Annotated in this window: 21 protein-coding genes; 14 read left to right on the top strand and 7 right to left on the bottom strand. The window is 38.5% G+C overall.

Going from position 1 to position 18,938, the window contains the following annotated elements; genetic code table 11:
• Positions 1–173: 173 nt before the first annotated feature.
• Both EL121_RS04465 and EL121_RS04460 read right to left on the bottom strand, forming a co-directional pair.
• Entirely contained in the window at positions 174–1,211 is a 1,038-nt protein-coding gene (locus EL121_RS04465) for an LLM class flavin-dependent oxidoreductase (protein ID WP_039198016.1), read from the bottom strand.
• Positions 1,212–1,290: 79 nt separating this feature from the next.
• On the bottom strand, positions 1,291–2,352 hold the full coding sequence (locus EL121_RS04460; protein ID WP_039198014.1) for an NADH:flavin oxidoreductase/NADH oxidase: 1,062 nt from the start codon (positions 2,350–2,352) through the stop codon (positions 1,291–1,293).
• A 90-nt stretch (positions 2,353–2,442) separates the two neighbouring features.
• On the opposite strand from EL121_RS04460, the gene EL121_RS04455 reads away from it, so the two are divergent.
• Positions 2,443–3,339 (top strand): LysR family transcriptional regulator, encoded by an 897-nt coding sequence (locus tag EL121_RS04455; protein ID WP_039198012.1) that lies wholly within the window; start codon positions 2,443–2,445, stop codon positions 3,337–3,339.
• A 35-nt stretch (positions 3,340–3,374) separates the two neighbouring features.
• Here the strand turns inward: EL121_RS04455 and EL121_RS04450 are convergent, their stop codons facing one another.
• Positions 3,375–4,274, bottom strand: coding sequence for a LysR family transcriptional regulator (locus EL121_RS04450; protein WP_039198010.1), 900 nt, complete (start codon positions 4,272–4,274; stop codon positions 3,375–3,377).
• A gap of 235 nt (positions 4,275–4,509) precedes the next feature.
• Between EL121_RS04450 and atoD the strand changes: the two genes are divergently transcribed.
• The 6 genes from atoD (at position 4,510) to EL121_RS04420 (ending at position 10,606) form a co-directional block, all read left to right on the top strand.
• Positions 4,510–5,154: an acetate CoA-transferase subunit alpha gene (atoD, locus tag EL121_RS04445; RefSeq protein ID WP_039198008.1), complete on the top strand. Its 645-nt coding sequence runs from the start codon at positions 4,510–4,512 to the stop codon at positions 5,152–5,154.
• 16 nt (positions 5,155–5,170) lie between these two features.
• Positions 5,171–5,830, top strand: a complete 660-nt coding sequence (locus EL121_RS04440; RefSeq protein WP_039198006.1) for a 3-oxoacid CoA-transferase subunit B — start codon at positions 5,171–5,173, stop codon at positions 5,828–5,830.
• 9 nt (positions 5,831–5,839) lie between these two features.
• Entirely contained in the window at positions 5,840–7,183 is a 1,344-nt protein-coding gene (locus tag EL121_RS04435; RefSeq protein ID WP_039198004.1) for a TIGR00366 family protein, read from the top strand.
• A 21-nt stretch (positions 7,184–7,204) separates the two neighbouring features.
• The gene (locus EL121_RS04430; RefSeq protein ID WP_039198002.1) at positions 7,205–8,386 is read left to right on the top strand and encodes an acetyl-CoA C-acetyltransferase; all 1,182 of its coding nucleotides are present in this window, start codon (positions 7,205–7,207) and stop codon (positions 8,384–8,386) included.
• Positions 8,387–8,451: 65 nt separating this feature from the next.
• The gene (locus tag EL121_RS04425; RefSeq protein WP_039198000.1) at positions 8,452–9,210 is read left to right on the top strand and encodes a 3-hydroxybutyrate dehydrogenase; all 759 of its coding nucleotides are present in this window, start codon (positions 8,452–8,454) and stop codon (positions 9,208–9,210) included.
• Between the two features lie 70 nt (positions 9,211–9,280).
• Complete coding sequence (locus tag EL121_RS04420; RefSeq protein WP_039197998.1) at positions 9,281–10,606, top strand: GntP family permease; 1,326 nt, start codon at positions 9,281–9,283, stop codon at positions 10,604–10,606.
• Positions 10,607–10,855: 249 nt separating this feature from the next.
• On the opposite strand, the gene EL121_RS04415 is transcribed toward EL121_RS04420, so the two are convergent.
• On the bottom strand, positions 10,856–11,755 hold the full coding sequence (locus tag EL121_RS04415; protein WP_081978373.1) for a LysR family transcriptional regulator: 900 nt from the start codon (positions 11,753–11,755) through the stop codon (positions 10,856–10,858).
• Between the two features lie 94 nt (positions 11,756–11,849).
• Between EL121_RS04415 and EL121_RS04410 the strand changes: the two genes are divergently transcribed.
• Together EL121_RS04410 and EL121_RS04405 are read left to right on the top strand one after the other, a co-directional pair.
• On the top strand, positions 11,850–12,137 hold the full coding sequence (locus EL121_RS04410) for a putative quinol monooxygenase (RefSeq protein WP_408608510.1): 288 nt from the start codon (positions 11,850–11,852) through the stop codon (positions 12,135–12,137).
• Between the two features lie 11 nt (positions 12,138–12,148).
• Complete coding sequence (locus EL121_RS04405) at positions 12,149–12,817, top strand: NAD(P)H-dependent oxidoreductase (protein WP_039197994.1); 669 nt, start codon at positions 12,149–12,151, stop codon at positions 12,815–12,817.
• Positions 12,818–12,903: 86 nt separating this feature from the next.
• Here EL121_RS04405 and EL121_RS04400 read toward each other — a convergent pair whose 3' ends face one another.
• The gene (locus tag EL121_RS04400) at positions 12,904–13,758 is read right to left on the bottom strand and encodes an AraC family transcriptional regulator (protein WP_039197992.1); all 855 of its coding nucleotides are present in this window, start codon (positions 13,756–13,758) and stop codon (positions 12,904–12,906) included.
• Between the two features lie 117 nt (positions 13,759–13,875).
• Here EL121_RS04400 and EL121_RS04395 point away from each other — a divergent pair, with 117 nt between their 5' ends.
• Together EL121_RS04395 and EL121_RS04390 are read left to right on the top strand one after the other, a co-directional pair.
• A complete protein-coding gene (locus tag EL121_RS04395; protein WP_039197990.1) occupies positions 13,876–14,334 on the top strand; it encodes a ferritin-like domain-containing protein in 459 nt (152 codons plus the stop codon).
• Positions 14,335–14,344: 10 nt separating this feature from the next.
• Positions 14,345–15,133, top strand: a complete 789-nt coding sequence (locus EL121_RS04390) for an HpcH/HpaI aldolase family protein (RefSeq protein ID WP_039197989.1) — start codon at positions 14,345–14,347, stop codon at positions 15,131–15,133.
• 38 nt (positions 15,134–15,171) lie between these two features.
• Here the strand turns inward: EL121_RS04390 and EL121_RS04385 are convergent, their stop codons facing one another.
• Together EL121_RS04385 and EL121_RS04380 are read right to left on the bottom strand one after the other, a co-directional pair.
• A complete protein-coding gene (locus tag EL121_RS04385) occupies positions 15,172–16,074 on the bottom strand; it encodes an S-4TM family putative pore-forming effector (protein ID WP_039197987.1) in 903 nt (300 codons plus the stop codon).
• 1 nt (position 16,075) lies between these two features.
• Positions 16,076–16,903 carry an SMODS domain-containing nucleotidyltransferase gene (locus tag EL121_RS04380; RefSeq protein ID WP_164997537.1) on the bottom strand — a complete coding sequence of 276 codons (828 nt, stop codon included), beginning with the start codon at positions 16,901–16,903 and terminating at the stop codon, positions 16,076–16,078.
• A gap of 438 nt (positions 16,904–17,341) precedes the next feature.
• On the opposite strand from EL121_RS04380, the gene EL121_RS04375 reads away from it, so the two are divergent.
• The 3 genes from EL121_RS04375 (at position 17,342) to EL121_RS04370 (ending at position 18,934) form a co-directional block, all read left to right on the top strand.
• Positions 17,342–17,773: an organic hydroperoxide resistance protein gene (locus EL121_RS04375; RefSeq protein WP_039197986.1), complete on the top strand. Its 432-nt coding sequence runs from the start codon at positions 17,342–17,344 to the stop codon at positions 17,771–17,773.
• A 76-nt stretch (positions 17,774–17,849) separates the two neighbouring features.
• Complete coding sequence (locus EL121_RS11700) at positions 17,850–17,978, top strand: hypothetical protein (RefSeq protein ID WP_269419886.1); 129 nt, start codon at positions 17,850–17,852, stop codon at positions 17,976–17,978.
• Between the two features lie 281 nt (positions 17,979–18,259).
• Positions 18,260–18,934, top strand: coding sequence for a nitroreductase (locus EL121_RS04370; RefSeq protein ID WP_039197983.1), 675 nt, complete (start codon positions 18,260–18,262; stop codon positions 18,932–18,934).
• Positions 18,935–18,938 lie beyond the last annotated feature (4 nt).

Raw genomic sequence — 18,938 nt, 5'->3', positions numbered from 1 at the left:
AATGTGAGAGAAAATTTGTCGCAATTTTTAACATAAATAGCCATTTTTTGCTACTAGAAAAAAGACAATCGGTTAGATTGACAAAACTTTTTGCAAAATTTTGCACAAATCTAACCGCTTATTCTCTCTTAGGGGAGGAACTCTACTTTTAAGCAAGCCATTAGTTGACTAGGCTAGAATTGATCAACAATTTCCTTCAACAAGCGGTAAGATTTTGCCTGTTTTTGTTCATCGTAGATATAAGTTACCGCCATAATTTCATCAATTTCCACTCGTTTAGCTAATTGGGTTAATTGAGCTTTGACTGTTGCCGGCGAGCCGACTAGCGTACAAGCGGTCATTTGTTCCACCACCGCTTTTTCTTGGTGGTAAATCTGCATTTCACGTAAATCAACCGGTCCGAAGTGCAGCTCGTTTTCCGTACGGTTAAAGTTTTGCCATACTTCCGCATCATTTGCCATTGGCGGTTGTAAATTCTGTTGTGCGTTCGTCACGACATTGATAAAGAATTGGGTTTGTGTGGTCACTAGACTTTGTGCTTCCGCATCGCTATCCGCCACAATCGCATTCACGCCCATAATCACATAAGGTTTTGCCAAATAGGCGGACGGTTTGAAATAACGGCGATAAATTTCGACCGCTTCCATCATCATACGTGGGGCAAAATGTGCGGCAAATGCATAAGGTAAGCCCAGTTCTGCCGCTAAATAAGCGCTTTCGGTGCTGGAACCTAAAATATAGAACGGAATATCTAAACCGGCGGCAGGGTAAGCGGAAACCGGATTGGTATTTTGGAAATAACCTCGCAGTTCGGCAATTTCATCCGGAAATTCGAGATGTTTTGCCCCTCGGCGTAACGCATTAGCGGTACGCATATCGGTGCCGGGCGCTCTGCCTAAGCCAAGTTGGACACGATTTGGATAAAGAGTCGCAAGCGTGCCGTATTGTTCCGCCACAATATAAGGACTGTGGTTCGGTAACATCACACCGCCTGAGCCGACCGCAATTTTTTTAGTATTGGCTAACGCGTGTTGAATCAGCAGGGTGGTTGCCGAGCTGGCTAAGTTTTTCATATTGTGGTGTTCGGCAATCCAATAGCGAGCTAAATCCAGTTCTTCCGCCAGTTGTGCCAGTTTTACCATAGATTGCATTGCTTGTGCGTAGTCTTGTCCTTCACGTACCGGGACGAGATTTAAAATAGAAAGTTGCATAATGTGATAAATCCGAGTGTGATAAATAAGAAAACGGTGTAAAAAATGCTTCTTTTTACACCGCTTGTATAGACGTTAATTAGAAATAACCACGTTGATATTGTGCCGGCACAAATTCAATACCGCTGTTATTTGACGCATTTTGTGCGTATTGTACATTCAATAACCATTGTGGGTCACGTAATAATGCACGACCAACGCCCACTAGATCCGCATCGCCGATTGCTAACACGTGATCAACCACATTCGCATCGTCTAACATACCGACCGCAATGGTTGGTAAACCGGTCGCTTGTTTTACTGCACGAGCTAGATACACTTGATAACCTGCGTTAAATGGCGGATGTTTGCCTTCGGCTAACACGCCGTCACCGCCGGCACTTACGTGCATACAATCCGCACCGGCTGCCGCAAAGCGTTTTGCCATTTCCACACCGTAATCCGCATCAAAACCGTCCGCACCGAATTCTTGTGCTGAAATACGTACGATTAACGGCATATCCGCCGGCATTACCGCTTTAGCCGCTTTAATTACCTGCTCACCGAATAAGAAGCGATCTTGACCGTATTCATCGCTACGTTGGTTTGATTTCGGCGATGAGAATTGGTGAATTAAATAGCCGTGCGCACCGTGAATCTCAATCGCATCAAAACCTGCTTCCACCGCACGTCTTACCGAGTCTTGGTAAGATTGAATCACATATTGAATTTCCGCATTGCTTAATTCACGAGGTGTTTTTAAATTCTGACCTGCATAATCTAATTCACCGTAATGAATTGCTGAAGGGGCAACCACATCATCGCAATCTTGCGCTTTACGACCGGCGTGACCGATTTGTACCGCAATTTTACTGCCGTATTTATGTACGGAATCGACAATCGCTTTAAACGCATCACGCTGTGCATCATTCCATAACCCTAAACACTTCGGTGTAATACGACCGTTTGGTGCAACGTTAGTCATTTCCACAATAATTAAACCGACACCACCAATCGCACGAGCGGTGTAATGCACAAAATGCCAGTCGTTCGGTATGCCATCTGTTGCCGAATATTGGCACATCGGCGGCATCACGATACGGTTTTTAAGTTCAAGATTTTTGAGCTTGAAAGGTGTTTGTAAATATCTAAATTTCGCCATGTCTAAATCCTTACTTGCAAAAAATTGTATAAATTTTACCGCTTGTTATAATATAAAAACTAATCATATTTGTTTATGGAAGTTATAAAGATGCGTGATATTAGAACGGTGGATTTAAACTTATTGAAAGCGTTTGATGCACTCTTGCAAGAGCGAAACGTGACCAAAGCGGCACAACGTTTGTCTGTGACTCAACCGGCAATGAGTGCGATGCTTAATCGCCTGCGTGACAGTTTTGGTGACCCTTTGTTTGTACGTGTGCAACACGGGATTGAACCGACTGCCAGAGCCTTGGCATTAATGCCTTCGGTTAAAACTATTTTGGCGGAAGTGAATCGAATGTTACGCCCGGTGGAATTTGATCCGCAAACGGCTGAAATGACGATTAATATTGCTTCCACCGATTACGGTTTGGAAGCTATCGGTACACCTTTTTTAGCGCATTTGAAGCAACTTGCACCAAAAATTCGGGTCGCTTTTTTACCGGCACAAGATGTGGATTTGTTAGCGCAATTCGAACAGGCACGCATCGATATCGCACTCATTTCAACTCGGCATATTCCAGCAGATTTACACAGTAAACCGCTGTTATCAGAACATTATGTTTGCGTGATGCGAGCAGATCACCCAATGGCAAACCAACCATTAAATTTAGACAACTTTTGTGAATTGGATTTTGCGATGATGTCCTATGACGGCGGGCAATTTTACGGCGCTTGCGATGAAGCGCTGGCGAAACTTGGTAAAACTCGTCGTGTGTCAGTATCGGTCAATCACTTCTCATTGCTACCGAATATCTTACGTAGTACCGATGTGGTTGCGTTGGTGCCATCGCGTTTAACTCATAATCTCACTGGCTTGGTCTGCAAAGCTCTTCCGCTCGAAGTACAAGGTTTTGCAATCCAAATGGCGTGGCACGAGCGTACTCACCAAGACCCTGCATATCAATGGATAAGAAATTTATTAGTGGAGAGCTTGCGAAGATAATAGTTTTTATAATTTTTTACCTATTTATAAGACGGTTATTTCTGGCATCCAAATTCTTTAAGTAATATATCAAATAAATAGTTTTCAACATTTGAATAATTGTTTTTCTTTAATCGACATAATGTAACTCTCCATGGGATTGGTTTATTAATTCTACGACAAATAAAGTCAGATGGATATTGGTCAACCATAGGGTAGGGTAATATGGTTAATAAATCTTTATTAATTTTTGCTAAGTTTAATAAAAAATCCCATGAGCTAGATTCTAAAATAATATTCGGATAGATATTATTACGCTCAAATGTTTCCATTAATTGATGATGAATCATAAATGTATTATCAAAAATTGCCATTTTTGCATTATGTAAATCTTGCCATTCAATGATTTCTTTGCGTGCCAATGGGTGTTGAGGTGATAAGAAAACAGCTAGTTCCGAACAATGGATTTCGAACGAATCGATGACATTTTTAGAAATATGTTCCGGATAAAGCAAAACAGCAAAATCTATATTCCCTAGTAATAATTCATTTTTTAATACAAAAGCCCCTTGCTCTTTAATCGTAAAGTTGATGGTGGGATTATTAAGAATTAAATTAGGCATGATTTCTGAAAATATTACTGAAAGAATCAATGGAGGAATGCCTATAGTTATATTTCCCGTAATTTGCTCTGCCATTTTATGTAGCTTACGGTTCATTTCAGTATATTTATTAATGACTTCTTTAGCATCATTGTAATATGTTTCACCTAGGTAGGTTAGGCCTATTATTTTATTATTGTTACGCTTAAATAATTGTATATTTTCACGTTGCTCAAACTCACTAATCATCATACTTAGAGCCGGTTGTGAAATATAGAGATTTTGAGATGTTCTACTGAGATTAAAATCATTATCGACAATTGCGACAAAATAGCGTAAATGGCGAATATCCATATTTATTTCCCCTCTTTTTCCCCTTTTACTTAGATGTTCTAGGTTATCGTGTTGTACCTTGATTTGCAACTTAGGCTATAAAATAAATTTATAGGTAGTTAAAAAATTAGTATTTCTTTCTCTCAGATTTTGTTGTTAACCTTTTCTCATACCTTAGAAATTAAACGCGTTAAACCTATAAGGAATAAATTCTCTTTTCAGTATATAAGCATAACTTATCAAGTGGAGGTTAAGTATGTCTAAAGTTATACCTATTGCAGAGGTAAAAAAATATCTTTTTGATGGGATGAGCATTATGTCTGGCGGGTTTATGGGAGTTGGAACATCCGCAAAACTTGTTCAAGCAATTTTAGATTCAGGCATTAAAGATATTACATTGATTTGCAGTGATACAGCAACAATCGAGACCGGTGTCGGTCCATTGATTGCACATAACCGCGTTAAGAAGGTCATTGCTTCTCATATTGGTACAAATCCCGAAACAGGTAAGAAAATGATCTCAGGGGAGATTGAAGTTGAATTAGTTCCGCAAGGGACATTTGCTGAGCGTGTTCGTGCCGGTGGTGCGGGGCTTGGCGGTTTTCTTACTCCAACTGGCGTAGGGACTGTTGTTGAAGAAGGTAAACAAAAAATTCAAATTGATGGCAAAGATTTTTTATTGGAATTACCACTAAAAGCGGATCTTGCCATTATTAAAGCAGATACGGCAGATGAAGCTGGTAACTTAATTTACCAAGGTGCAGCTCGTAATTTTAATCCATTAATGGCGTTAGCAGGAAAGGTTGTGATGGTAGAAGCGGCTCATATCGTAAAAACAGGTGAGTTAGATCCAAACCTTGTCATGACTCCGGCAACCCTTGTCGATTTCTTAGTTTCTTAGATATGGAGTATAGATTATGAACGCAAAAGAACTTATTGCTCGTCGTATTGCAATGGAATTAAAAGATGGCGATGTAGTGAATCTAGGTATCGGCTTACCAACAATGGTCGCAAATTATTTACCTGAGGATATAGATATTACATTGCAATCGGAAAACGGTTTTTTAGGTTTAGTTGCTGCTAATCCAGATGATCCCAATCCGAATATCGTAAATGCAGGAGGACAACCTTGTTCTATCAAGGCGGGCGGAGCATTTTTCGATAGCTCTTTCTCTTTTGCCTTGATTCGAGGCGGTCATGTAGATGCTTGTGTTTTAGGTGGTTTAGAAGTAGACCAAGATGCAAATCTAGCAAACTGGATGGTTCCTGGAAAAATGGTACCCGGTATGGGCGGAGCGATGGATTTAGTTACCGGTTCTCGCCGAGTCATTATCGGTATGGAGCATTGTGCGAAATCGGGTTCGTCTAAAATCCTGAAAAAATGTTCGTTGCCACTTACGGCAAAAAATAAAGTGAGCATGATTGTCACTGAATTAGCCGTATTTGAATTCATCAATGGAAAATTAGTGCTCACGGAACACGCTCCAAATGTGGATTTAAACACTATTAAAGAAAAGACTGAAGCAGAATTTATTGTTGCAGATAGCTTTAAAGAAATGGTGTTATCTGACCGCTAGGAGGAAAAGATGATTAGTCGAGTATCTCGCATAATGACTACAATAGTAAGTAAATATATGCCAGACCCTCTTGTTCTTGCTGTATTACTTAGTATAGTCATTTTCTTCTGTTCTTGGGGATTAACGGATCATAATCCGCTCGAATTAATCGATATGTGGGGAAACGGATTTTGGAATCTCCTAGCATTTAGTATGCAAATGGCTATGGTCGTTGTTACAGGTAACGCTTTAGCATCTGCACCTCAAATTCGCCGTTTCTTAAACTTGACTGCATCTATAGCAAAAACCCCTGCACAAGGGGTTATGCTAGTTACTTTTATGAGCTGTCTTGCTTGTGCAATTAACTGGGGATTTGGTCTTGTTGTTGGTGCAATGTTTGCCAAAGAAGTTGCTCGTAGAATTAAAGGGACTGATTATGCATTATTGATCGCTTGTGCATATATCGGTTTTATGACATGGGGCGGTGGTTTCTCTGGCTCAATGCCATTACAAGCGGCAACACCGAATAACCCTATCTCCCATTTTATCACCTCTTCATCTTATCTGAATGGTGTAATCCCAGTAACACAAACTCTACTTACGGGATATAACATCTTCATTATCGTCATGTTACTCATCTCATTGCCTTTCATTACTAAGCTCATGATGCCGAAAGAAAATGAAGTGCGTACGGTTGATCCTTCGTTACTTGCATCAGATCCTGATTTCAGCAAAACATTAGGTTCGAACGCAACAATCGCAGAAAAAATTGAAGAAAGCCGAATCCTTGCTTATCTCATTGCTGGTACAGGGTTTACTTATCTTGCCATGTATTTCTATGAGAGAGGGTTTAATCTCACTATTAATACAGTGAACTTTATTTTTCTTATGCTTGGTATGTTTTTACACGGCTCGCCTGCAGCATATGTAAGAGCAATTACTAATGCTGCGAAAAGTACAGCTGGCATTCTTATCCAATTTCCATTTTATGCGGGTATGCAATTAATGATGGAACACTCTGGTCTTGGTGGAATGATTACTGAGTTTTTTGTGAGCGTATCGAATAAAGACACATTCCCGGTATTAACATTCTTTAGTTCTGCATTTGTTAATTTTGCAGTTCCCTCCGGCGGTGGCCATTGGGTTGTTCAAGGCCCATTTGTTATTCCCGCAGCGCAGGTTCTAGGGGCAGATTTAGGTAAAGCGACAATGGCGATTGCTTATGGTGATATGTGGGCAAATATGGCGCAACCGTTTTGGGCGTTGCCGGCATTAGGTATAGCGGGATTAGGTGTCCGCGATATTATGGGTTATTGCATGACAGCTCTAATATTTACTACACCTATTTTCGTAATTGGTTTGTATTTTTTATAAATTTCTTAGTGAGGTATGAATATGAAAAATGTTGTTATTGCAAGTGCTGTACGTTCAGCTATTGGTAACTTTGGTGGCTCTTTAGCAAATGTAAGTGCAGTCGAATTAGGTTCAATAGTCATAAAAAATGCGATTGAAAAGGCAGGGATTGATATTACCACTGTTGATGAAGTTATTATGGGGAATGTATTACAGGCGGGTTTAGGACAAAACCCTGCTCGTCAAGCTGCATTAAAAAGTGGCATTAGCGAGGACGTTAGTGCATATACAGTAAATAAAGTGTGCGGCTCAGGTTTAAAAAGTGTGGCATTAGCAGTACAAGCTATTTTGGCTGGGGATGCAAAGATTATTATTGCCGGTGGTATGGAAAATATGAGCCAAGCCCCGTATTTATTAGATAGTAAAGCACGTTGGGGTTATCGCTTGGGTGATAATAAAGTGCAAGATGTCATTTTAAAAGATGGATTGATTTGTGCCGAACATCACTACCACATGGGCATTACTGCTGAAAATGTGGCGGAAAAATATGCCATTACCCGTGAACAACAAGATGAATTAGCATTGGCTTCTCAACAAAAAGCGGTTTCAGCAATTGAAGCGGGTGCGTTTAAAAATGAAATTGTGCCGGTTACAGTAAAAGTGAAGAAAAAAGAGTTTGTCTTTGATACCGATGAATTTCCAAAAAAAGATTGTTCTTTAGAAGGATTGGCGGCTTTACGTCCAGCATTTGATAAAGAAGGTTCAGTTACTGCGGGTAATGCATCAGGGATCAATGATGGTGCTGCTGCACTTGTTATTGTAGAAGAGGAAACAGCAAAAGCATTGGGCTTACCAATCCTTGCTCGTGTAAAAGGCTATGCCAGCGGTGGTGTTGCGCCTGAAATTATGGGAATGGGACCTGTTCCGGCAACGCGAAAAGTATTGGAAAAAACAGGGCTGAGCTTAGATGATATTGATTTAATTGAAGCAAATGAAGCATTTGCGGCTCAATTCCTTGCAGTAGGAAAAGAACTGAATTTTGATCCGGAAAAGGTGAATGTTAACGGTGGTGCAATTGCGCTTGGTCACCCGATTGGCGCGAGTGGTGCAAGAATTTTAGTAAGTTTGGTTCATGCACTTCATGCTAGAGATAAAAAACTAGGACTTGCAACATTATGTATTGGTGGCGGTCAAGGGATTGCCATGATTGTTGAACGTGTTTAATTCAAAGCGTGTGCTGAATGTAGCACACCTTATTTTCTCTCATCTTAATTTAAAAGGAGACATCTATGTTAAATAATAAAGTTGCTTTAGTAACAGGTGCAGCAAGTGGTATTGGATTAGCAATTAGTCAAACTTTAGCAAATGAAGGAGCTAAGGTATTGATGGTTGATGTCAATGAAGCGCTTTTAAAAGAACAAGCGGAAAAAATTAATGCAAGCTTTGTTGTGGCAGACCTATCTAAACGAGAAGGCTGTAAAGAAGCAGTTGATTTTGCCGATACTTTGGGTGGAGTAGATATTCTCGTAAATGTTGCCGGAATTCAGACTGTTTCACCGATTGAAGAATTTCCGGAAGATAAGTGGGATTTCATGATCAATTTAATGCTTACCGCCCCATTCCTATTAACGCGTTATTCGTGGCCAAATATGAAGAAGAAAGGTTGGGGACGAATTATCAACTTAAATTCAATTCATGGGTTAGTTGCTTCTGATTTTAAATCTGCTTACGTATCCGCTAAACATGGTTTATCAGGCTTAACCAAAGTTGCTGCATTAGAAGGCGGTGCTTATGGTATTACGGTGAATTCAATTTGCCCTGCTTATGTAAGAACACCTCTTGTTGATAAACAAATTGCGGATCAGGCTGTTCACCATGGTATTTCGGAAGAAGATGTTATCAGTAAAATTATGTTACAAAAAGCGGCGGTTAAGCGTTTAATTGAGCCGACAGAAATTGGTGAGTTTGTAAAATTCCTTTGTTCTGATGCTGCTGCGTCAATTTCAGGGACTTGTTTATCGGTCGATGGTGGATGGACTGCTGGCTAAATATATGTAGTACAAGGATGTACTAAATTTTGAAATAAAAGCCATCGTAATCAGTAAACAAGGAGTATCTATGTTTAGTTTATTAGGGATTTTTATCGGGCTAGTATTGCTCATGTATCTTGCATTTAGAGGGTATTCTATTGTTTGGATTGCTCCACTTTGTGCAACGATAGTTGCTTTTACCGGAGATCTAAACGTTCTGGATGCATATTTAGGCAGTTATATGAACGGCTTAGTTGATTTTGTTAAAGCATGGTTCCCTGCCTTCTTACTCAGTGCTATTTTCGGCAATTTAATGGATGTAAGCGGGGGAGCAAAATCAATCGCAGTATGGTTGACTAAAGCACTGGGATCAAAAAGCGCGATTGCTTCGATCGTGTTAGGATGTGCTTTGTTGACTTATGGTGGTGTCAGTCTGTTTGTGGTTGTGTTTGCCGTCTATCCTTTAGCTTTAGCTGTATTTAAAGAAGCGAATATTACGCGTCGTTTAATTCCGGGGACGATAGCATGTGGGGCATTTACCTTTACAATGACAGCTTTGCCGGGTTCGCCTCAAATTCAAAACTTAATTCCGACCAGATATTTTGGGACAGATGCGATGGCAGCTCCGATTATGGGGATTATTGCTTCAGCGGTTTTATTCTTTGGCGGCGTCGCATATCTCGAAATGCGCCGTAGAAAATATGCAGCGAATGGAATTTTTTTCACTGAACCACATTCCCACGCAGGAGAAGTTGAAAATGAAAAGCTACCAAACCCTCTCCTTGCTATTTTACCGCTTATCAGTGTAATTGGTGTTTTGAACTTTGTTCCTGCAATGATTGGACTAAAAAGTAATGATCCTAAGAATATTGTTTTAGCATTAATTGCAGGGATAACATTAGCTGTTGTCTTAAATTGGAATAAACGAGATAAATTTATTCCGGCTATTGGTAAAGGGGCTAACGGTGCGGTTGGAGCAATTATCAATACGGCTGCTGCAGTTGGTTTCGGTAGTGTGGTCAGAATGGCTCCTGGGTTTGAACATTTAACAACAATGATTCTTAACATTCCGGGTAGTCCGCTTATTTCGATTTCCGTGGCGGTTAACGTTTTGGCTGGCGCGACCGGTTCAGCATCCGGTGGGATGGGGATTGCGTTGGAAGCGTTAGGTGAGAAATATCTTGCTATTGCTAAACAAGCTAATATTTCACCAGAAACGTTCCACCGTATTTCATCTTTATCATCAGGTGGTTTGGATACTATGCCCCATAATGGAGCGGTGCTTACATTATTAAGTAATACCGGCATGACGCATAAAGAATCGTATTTAGAGATTGCGGTAACCTCGTTCTTATTGCCGATTGTTGCTACGGTTATTGTTATTACAATATTTAGTTTGTTTGGTATTTATTAGTAATTCTACAAATGATTAAAAATACATACAGCGTATTAAGTGGATGAATTTCCCTAATTTTTTGCAAAATTTTGGTAAAATTTAACCGCTTGTATATTCTCTCGTTTCAGTAAACAGAAAAGCAATTAAATATAGTTATAGATGGTAGGTTTCTCTAATGAGAATTGCCTACCTCTATTGTTTTGTAACCGTATTAAGAAAGAACTATTTTCTTGTATAGCATTTCATACCTATCCAAAATTTTTGTTTCTATTTCCCACATTTGTTATCGGCTAAACAAAACTTCACAAATGCCTTTAATACTGCGGAAGGATGTTTATGAGAGGGGTAAACCAAGTACATTTGATGCTGGTATTTAGGCTCGTTAGGCAGAATTTCAACTAATTGCCCTGATGTAAGATATTGTTCTACACAATAAGGGGGCAAAAAGCCGATAGCACAATCATGCAGTGCATATTCCAAAATCGCTTGAAAATCATTACTAACAAAATAGGCGGGAAGCTCAATATTTTGTTGTAAAAACATTTTTTCGAGTCGTAATCTTCCATTTTCTCCATAGCCTGCGAGAGGGAAATGTTGTAATTCTTCCAAGGAATTAGGTGCCCCGAACTTGGCTAAAAATGCAGGGGTGGCTACCAATATTTGCCCAACTTCCGTTAATTTTTTGGCGATTACTCGATCGTCCGATTCTCGATAAAACCGAAAAGCGACATCAACACCGTCAGCAAAAAAGTCGGTAATACGTTCGCTGGCGGTACATTGTATCTGAACATTTGGATAACGTTGTTGGAAGTCTCGAATGATTTTCCACGCAGGAAAATAAGAAGGTGGCGTGGTAATTCTTAGTAGACCGCTGAGTTGTTGTTCATCATGGTGTAGATTACGTTCCGCCTCTAAAATGGCTTCCATATTGAGATAGGTTTGCTCGTAAAATTTTTGACCGGCAACAGTGGGCGTAACGCCGGTTTTAGCTCGCTCAAGAAGCTGAATTCGTAAGTTCTTTTCTAATTCACTGATGTTACGACTTAGGGTAGAAAGAGGCAGTTGTAATTTTTCAGCTGCTTTTGACAAACTGCCCATTTGTACCGCACAAATAAACATTCTAATTGCATTTAAATCCATATCATCCCCCATTAATGTTCCTTCCATTTTTGGAAGATAAATTCCTATTATAGATTATTCTATTCAATATATAAAAACATTAAACTAGCCAGCCTTAATTCATTTACATTGCTCGGAGAATATGATGATTGCAGTTTATGCGGTTGCGGTAGTTAAACCGGAACATATTGATACATTTAAAACATTGGTTAATTCATTGGTTGAGGCTTCTCGCCAAGATAAAGGTTGTGTGAGTTACCAACTTGGTACTGTTGCCGGCAAAGAGAATACTTTTGCTTTTGTTGAACAGTGGCAGTCAATGGCGGATTTAGAAACTCACACACAACAAGCTCACTTTACGCAAGCGGTTGAAAAATTTGCGGATTTACTTAGTCAATCACTTGATATTAACGTAGTCGAATTATTTTAAGGAGAAGTTTAATGGCAATTTCTAAACAAGAAATTTTAGACGCATTTCATTTCCGTCACGCATGTAAACAATATGATCCGACTAAAAAAATTAGTACGGAAGATTTTGAATTCATTTTAGAAACAGGCCGTTTATCGCCAAGCTCATTTGGTTTTGAACCTTGGAAATTTTTGGTCATTGAAAACCGTAAAATTCGTGAACTGATTCGTGATAATGCTTGGGGCGCAGCAGATAAAGCAACGGATTGTAGCCATTTTGTCGTGTTCCTTGTTCGCCAAGAAAATACGCTGAAACAAGGTAGCGATTACACACAATATATTATGAATGATGTATATCATTTACCAAAAGAAGTGGTGGATTTACGTAATACTTTCTACAAAGATTTCACAGAGGAACATATTGCGATTGCGAATAATCCTACTTGCTTTTACGATTGGGCTTGTCGCCAAAGCTATATTGCATTAGCAAATATGATGACTTCTGCTGCAATGATTGGTATCGACAGTACGCCGATCGAAGGTTTCCATGTAGAAGAGATGAATAAAATGCTGGCAGATGCCGGTTTGTTTGATCCAAACCTATTCAAAGTGAGTGTAATGGCTGCTTTTGGTTATCGTGGTATGGAACCATTCCCGAAAGCTCGCCAGCCAATGACTGATGTCGTTGAGTGGGTAAAATAAGTCTCGCTAATCAGGTTATACAAGCGGTGGTAAATTCCTAAAATTTTACCACCGCTTGTTGTTTGTTACTGAATAGCAAAACTACACTATCTCGCATCCCCTTTCGGGCTTACCCCAAAATGTCTTTTATATTCTCGGCTAAACTGACTTGGGCTTTCGTAACCGACTTGGAAAGCAATATTAGCGATATTGCTTTGCTTGGTTTGAATAAGCTTTTGTGCGGTCAGTAGGCGATGCGATTTTTGATATTGTAACGGCGACATATTGGTCATTTTTTTAAAATGTAAATGAAAACCTGAAACCGACATTCCCGCCTGTTTCGCTAAATCATCTACCCGTAACGGTTCAGACAAATGTTGCTCGATCCAAAGTGCGGTTTGAGCGATTCGATTTGTGTGGCTGCCTATTTGTACCAATTCCCGTAATTTCTGCCCTTGATCGCTTTTTAGCAGAACATAATAAATTTGTTGTTGAATGAGCGGTGCAAGAAAATCAATATCTTCCGGCGTTTTGAGCAAATCAATTAGACGCTCAAACTGAGCCAGCAAATTTTCTTCCATTTGCCATTGTAAGAAAGCGGTCGATTTTGGCTGATGTTTTGCAATAGTTTTTGGAATATGTGGCACGATACTTGCCACCATGTTTAGGTCGATTTTCATCGTCATCATCAAGTAGGGCTTTTCAGGGCTTGCTTCCGCCACTTCTACCGACAATGGCACGTTTACCGGACAGAACATAAAATGTTGATTACTGAATAGTGTACATTGATCGCCAATACAAATTTTTCGCTCGCCTTGCAACACAATACAAATGCGAGGTTCAAGAATTGTGTTCGCCACAGGCGTTGGGCGATCAGCGTGCTGAATGACAAGCCCTTTAATGGGTGTTTGCCAAAGTTGGTTTTTCGGTACAAGCGGTAATAATTTATCAATAATTTGCATTTTTGGAGAATTAGGCAAGTTGTTTGGAGAAATAATATACCTGTAAAACAAAAGCTATCATAAGATAATCACAGTTTCAAACGCAATGAATTTATCGTGTGATCAAGGAGAAACAAAATGAAAGACGTACAAAAAACGATTGAAATTTTACAACATATCTCTACACAACTTACTGCAAATGCGCTTAATCATCAAATTATGTCACGCGTATTTGCTAGCCAAGGATTTCCCAAGCTTGCAGAAAAATATGCGGAACACGGTACATCCGAATTGGATTTTATTGCTCAATTCCATAATCGCATTTTAGATTTAGACGGCGAAATTCGCCAAGACGAAATTCCCGCTCGCCAAATATTCAACGATATTGAAGACTTCTTAGCATACGATTTAAAAGCCTCACTAGACGGCTTACCAATCATTGAAGACGTTTTAAATGCGGGTTATTTAGATATTACCTCTTACGACCTTATCAAAGAATATTATAAAGATGAGGAAGAAGATTTAAACTGGACGAAGTCGCAAATCGACTTAATCCAAGCGGTCGGAAAACAAGTTTATTTAGCAAAAATGCTATAAGGAGCAAACAATGGCAATGGTAAAAGATTTTTTATATAACAACCTAAAACATAACATCGAAGCGGGCAAAATGCAGTATGGCGTGGCGTTAGAAACCACCTCAGCCGATGTGGCGGAAGTGCTTGCGACCACGGATTATGACTGGCTTTTCATTGATGCGGAACATGGTCCGTACAACATTCAGACCATTTTAAACGTAGCTAGAGCGATCGCTCCTTATGAAATGACACCTGTGGTACGTGTTGGTGAAGCAACCGCTGGTACATTCAAGCAGTTAATGGATTCAGGGATTCAAAACATTATCGTACCAATGGTGGAAAGTGGCGAAGAAGCGGCACAAATCATTCGTTGGGCGAAATATCCGGCTGAAGGTAAACGTGGTATGGGGGCAGGCGTGGTACGAGCTTCTCGCTTTGGGCGTATCCCTGATTATCAACAACGCATTGATGATGAATCAATGATTATGTTGCAAATCGAAAGCCTAAAAGGTATGGAAAATTTAGATGCTATCGCAAGCACCAAAGGCGTAGGTGCGATTTTCTTAGGCCCTGCGGATTTAGCGGTGGATATGGGATTAGGTCCAAATATTCTGCATCCGGACGTAGTGGCAAAAATGGAATATGCGATCAAGCGTATTCGTGAATTAGGCGTACCGGTGGGTACAATCGCAGCTACTCCAGAGCAAGCAAAACACTACGCAGATCTTGGCGTATCATTCTTTGCTCTCGGTGCAGATACGGCATTTATCGCAAGTGCGGCAGATAGCATGCTAGATGCGTACCAAGGTTTGAAAAAATAAGATATAAGGAAGGACAGGGATAATCCCTGTCCATATATTTATTGAACATCTAAACGTTTACGTGAATTAACTTCTTCTTTAAATCTATAGCATTTATAAAATATATCTGGAATTGGTTTATCATTTTTTCTGAATTCGAAAATCTTCATTTGAATTCTTTTTAAAATTTCTGGAACTTGATTAATATCGTTATTCTTAATATTACTAAATACATTGTTCTCTTGTTCTAAAAACTCAGTTTTATCTTTTATAGATTTTCCTAGAGAAAAAATCTTGCCTCCTAGATGTTTCAATAAACCAAAGGCAATAATTCCCCCTCCCCAAAGGTTATTTATAGTCAAAGAATCTATTTTAATTAAGCTATTAAAGAAAGAATAAGATCCTATTGCAAGAATAATAATTACAAGAGAACAAAAAATCCATTTTAAAAAAGATAAATATTTCTGAGAGAGATTCCTATTCCAACCTATATTTTGATATTGACATGCTAATGCAGAATAGGGATAGTTAAAATTAGAAATAGAATCTGAATACCAATTTCTTACTTGTTCTTTGATTGAATAATCTCTTTTTTCAGCTTTAATTACTATTTTATTAATATCATCATCTATAAATTTCTTGAGTCCACTATAAGATATATTAAATAAGCTACAATCAAATTCTTGTTGTATCTCTGCGGCATATTCTTGACGACTAGTTGCGCAATACCCCATAACAAGAGATAATGCGATGAAAAATGTCGCAGCTATATTGAAGTATACTTCTTGAATACTAGCTATATTGGTAAACGGTAAATATTGTAGTAATTCAATTAGAATAGCAATAATCAAAAAAACATTTTCACATATTCTAAAATTTTTAGATTCACTATATTTAACCCTCTGAGCCACTAGTCTATTCAAATACCATTCTTCATTCTGTTTACTAAAAATATCCACCATACTAAACCTCATAATCAGGAAAATTTTGACCCAAAACATTTTTCCAATAATCAAACTTTTTAATTATATTATCTGATTCATTAGCCTTAGTTAGTTCTATCAAATCACAACAAATACGATTCTTTAACACTAGTTTTTCATTAGCATTTAATCTATTAATATTCCCTTCAATTCCTTTCGGATCTGCTATATTTATATCAAGGGCTGAATACAAATATGTTAAAGAATTTTTAAACTCAGTTTCTAGATCAGAAAACCAATATAGGCGATCATAATATTTAGCCAACATTATTTCGAGTAGATAAGATGACTGAAACTTCGATTTATTTGCAAAAGACTTACTATTCCAATACTTTACTAATCTGACAAGTTCTAAAAATTTTCCCGAATGCTTTTGATTTACTGAAGTAATAAGCTCCTTATCTTTTTCTGGATTTGTTTTCATCCATTTACCTGAACCATTTGGTATTAGATAAACATTAGATGTTGTATGAAAACAAGGTACTAAATCAAAATTCCATTCATAAGAAGGAAGCTCTAAAGTTACAGCTTGCTGCATTCTATGAATATCAGCATTACTATAATGTGAAATATTACTTAGTGCTGATTTGAATATATTCAAAACTTTTGTTGAATTTAAGGAATTATCATCATTCAAACATTGTCGCCATAACTCTGGTTCTTCATAACTTTTCAAATAAATACTACATTCTTTATAATCCCTGTCATTATCCTCCCAGTATAATTTATGACCATTCAATCCAATCATTAAATCTATGTCATCGATCGGTCTAATTTTAGTTTTTCTAGAAAATGAACCAAAATGCAAATTGAAACCATCACAAAAATACAAATATTCTTTATTTTGTTCGAATCTTTTTATATTGCTTAGTAACCAATTTTGACTATCTCTAGCTCGTTCGGCTCACCCTTTAGGCATATTTACATCGTTAGCTATAAGCTGGTTTAAGGCTGATAAAATTGTTTTTGGCATAATACTTCCTGTTATACAGTATGATTGTATTCTATATTGGTATGACCAGACGGAATTTCAAGCAATTAAATAATTTTTTTACTTAAAAAAACATTAGCATTTATGAGTAGATCATTTAGATATTACAATAAAGGTTATTAATGGATAGAAATATCCACATGGCAATAAACTTTGTAGAAATAGGCAAGAATTTTAAAGAAATATGATACCGCTTAGCAAATGAAAATCATAAAATAGTCATCATTCAGACAATACTTCAACAAGGACAATATTATGAAAATTTTTTACAAAACATCAGCAACAGCAACAGGCGGTCGTGATGGTCATACACGCGTAGATGACGGTTCGCTTGGTTTAGATTTAGTGAGTTTCCAAAATGAAAGCGGTAAAGTGGGGGCGAACCCAGAACAGCTTTTCGCTATGGGCTACGCAGCGTGCTTTGACAATGCGATTATCCACGTTGCCCCAACGCTAGGCATTAAACCAACGAAACATTCAACAACAGTGGGCGTGGGTATCGGTCAAAAACCAGACGGTGCATTCAGCTTTGAAATTGACATCACCATTACCGTGGAAGGCTTGAGCTTAGAAGATGCGAAAACCTTAATCGAAAAAGCACACTCAACTTGCCCATATTCAAACGCAACACGTGGCAATGTCGATGTACGTTTACACGTGAATGTGATGCAAACTTTTGACTTGTAATTAATAAAATGCCGCCTGAAATTTTAGGCGGCATTTTTTCATCTCGAACAAACAATAGTATCGTAAGGAGTTTGGTATGAATCAACGACAAGCGATTTTGCATTATGCTAAAACACAATACGGCGTAGATCCTGAATTTCTTTTTGTCGATAAATATCCTTCTTATGCGATTGCGGTATTACGCCACCAAAGATTAGAACTATGATCTGACTGCAAAATAAAGATTTGTAGAATCAGGCATAAAATTTAGAGAAATTCTATAATACTTATTACTTGATATACGTATGATAATACTGATAAGCGGTTAAATTTACCCAAAATTTTACACAAACCGACCGCACTTTTAAAGATTTAGATAAATAGGCAAGAATTTTAGAGAAATGCGATATTGCTTTCTGAAAGAAATACGTAGAATAATCATCATTAAATTCATACTTTATTACAACGCAGGCTTAAGTCAGCTCAACGAATATTCAGGAGTAAGTTATGTTAGATTTTGAAACCACCGTACGTACACGTCAATCCATTCGCAAATTTCTGCCTACCCCGATGACAGAAGCGGAAATCCAACAAGTGTTAGCGGATGCACAAAATGCCCCTTCTGCATGTAACACTCAGCCTTGGTTAGTACATGTCGTATCAGGTGAGACTTTGCAACGTTTGCTTAAACGTTTTAAAGACAGTTTTGCCGCAGGTCGCAACACGGCGGATTTTGAATTTAACCAAGCGAAGTATTTGGGTGATTACGAAAAACGTTGGCGTAACCAATATGAACACGTTTTTACCACCAGCTACGGCATCCCTCGTGAAGACAAAGCAGGCCGCCAAGTGGTTTACGATGACAACATTATCGGCTATGGCGCACCGCATATGGCATTTTTATTTATGCCAACGGTGGACAATCATGATGTAAACATTGCGTCTGATATTGGTATGTATTCACAAACCTTTTTACTTTCTTTAACCGCTCGTGGTTTTGGCGGTATTCCGCAATTAGCGTTAGCAATGTTTGCGGATGATGTGCGTGAAGAGTTAGGTATTTCAAGTGATTATAAATTATTGCACGCCATTTCGTTTGGTCACCCTGATTGGGATGCAATGCAAAATAAACATCATTTAGGTCGTGTACCGGTTGAAGAAAGTGCGGTACTACATTGGTAAGAAT

The organism is Actinobacillus equuli (genome assembly GCF_900636745.1).
Classification (GTDB): Bacteria; Pseudomonadota; Gammaproteobacteria; order Enterobacterales; family Pasteurellaceae; genus Actinobacillus; species Actinobacillus equuli.
Note: the sequence above shows the minus strand (reverse complement) of the source record. Positions and strands in the feature narration are given on the sequence as shown.

Bases quoted from the DNA above. Each gene is read 5' to 3' on its own strand.
- EL121_RS04465 (WP_039198016.1), bottom strand. From the start codon at position 1,211: ATGCAACTTTCTATTTTAAATCTCGTCCCGGTACGTGAAGGACAAGAC.
- EL121_RS04460 (WP_039198014.1), bottom strand. From the start codon at position 2,352: ATGGCGAAATTTAGATATTTACAAACACCTTTCAAGCTCAAAAATCTT.
- EL121_RS04455 (WP_039198012.1), top strand. From the start codon at position 2,443: ATGCGTGATATTAGAACGGTGGATTTAAACTTATTGAAAGCGTTTGAT.
- EL121_RS04450 (WP_039198010.1), bottom strand. From the start codon at position 4,274: ATGGATATTCGCCATTTACGCTATTTTGTCGCAATTGTCGATAATGAT.
- atoD (WP_039198008.1), top strand. From the start codon at position 4,510: ATGTCTAAAGTTATACCTATTGCAGAGGTAAAAAAATATCTTTTTGAT.
- EL121_RS04440 (WP_039198006.1), top strand. From the start codon at position 5,171: ATGAACGCAAAAGAACTTATTGCTCGTCGTATTGCAATGGAATTAAAA.
- EL121_RS04435 (WP_039198004.1), top strand. From the start codon at position 5,840: ATGATTAGTCGAGTATCTCGCATAATGACTACAATAGTAAGTAAATAT.
- EL121_RS04430 (WP_039198002.1), top strand. From the start codon at position 7,205: ATGAAAAATGTTGTTATTGCAAGTGCTGTACGTTCAGCTATTGGTAAC.
- EL121_RS04425 (WP_039198000.1), top strand. From the start codon at position 8,452: ATGTTAAATAATAAAGTTGCTTTAGTAACAGGTGCAGCAAGTGGTATT.
- EL121_RS04420 (WP_039197998.1), top strand. From the start codon at position 9,281: ATGTTTAGTTTATTAGGGATTTTTATCGGGCTAGTATTGCTCATGTAT.
- EL121_RS04415 (WP_081978373.1), bottom strand. From the start codon at position 11,755: ATGGAAGGAACATTAATGGGGGATGATATGGATTTAAATGCAATTAGA.
- EL121_RS04410 (WP_408608510.1), top strand. From the start codon at position 11,850: ATGATGATTGCAGTTTATGCGGTTGCGGTAGTTAAACCGGAACATATT.
- EL121_RS04405 (WP_039197994.1), top strand. From the start codon at position 12,149: ATGGCAATTTCTAAACAAGAAATTTTAGACGCATTTCATTTCCGTCAC.
- EL121_RS04400 (WP_039197992.1), bottom strand. From the start codon at position 13,758: ATGCAAATTATTGATAAATTATTACCGCTTGTACCGAAAAACCAACTT.
- EL121_RS04395 (WP_039197990.1), top strand. From the start codon at position 13,876: ATGAAAGACGTACAAAAAACGATTGAAATTTTACAACATATCTCTACA.
- EL121_RS04390 (WP_039197989.1), top strand. From the start codon at position 14,345: ATGGCAATGGTAAAAGATTTTTTATATAACAACCTAAAACATAACATC.
- EL121_RS04385 (WP_039197987.1), bottom strand. From the start codon at position 16,074: ATGGTGGATATTTTTAGTAAACAGAATGAAGAATGGTATTTGAATAGA.
- EL121_RS04375 (WP_039197986.1), top strand. From the start codon at position 17,342: ATGAAAATTTTTTACAAAACATCAGCAACAGCAACAGGCGGTCGTGAT.
- EL121_RS11700 (WP_269419886.1), top strand. From the start codon at position 17,850: ATGAATCAACGACAAGCGATTTTGCATTATGCTAAAACACAATACGGC.
- EL121_RS04370 (WP_039197983.1), top strand. From the start codon at position 18,260: ATGTTAGATTTTGAAACCACCGTACGTACACGTCAATCCATTCGCAAA.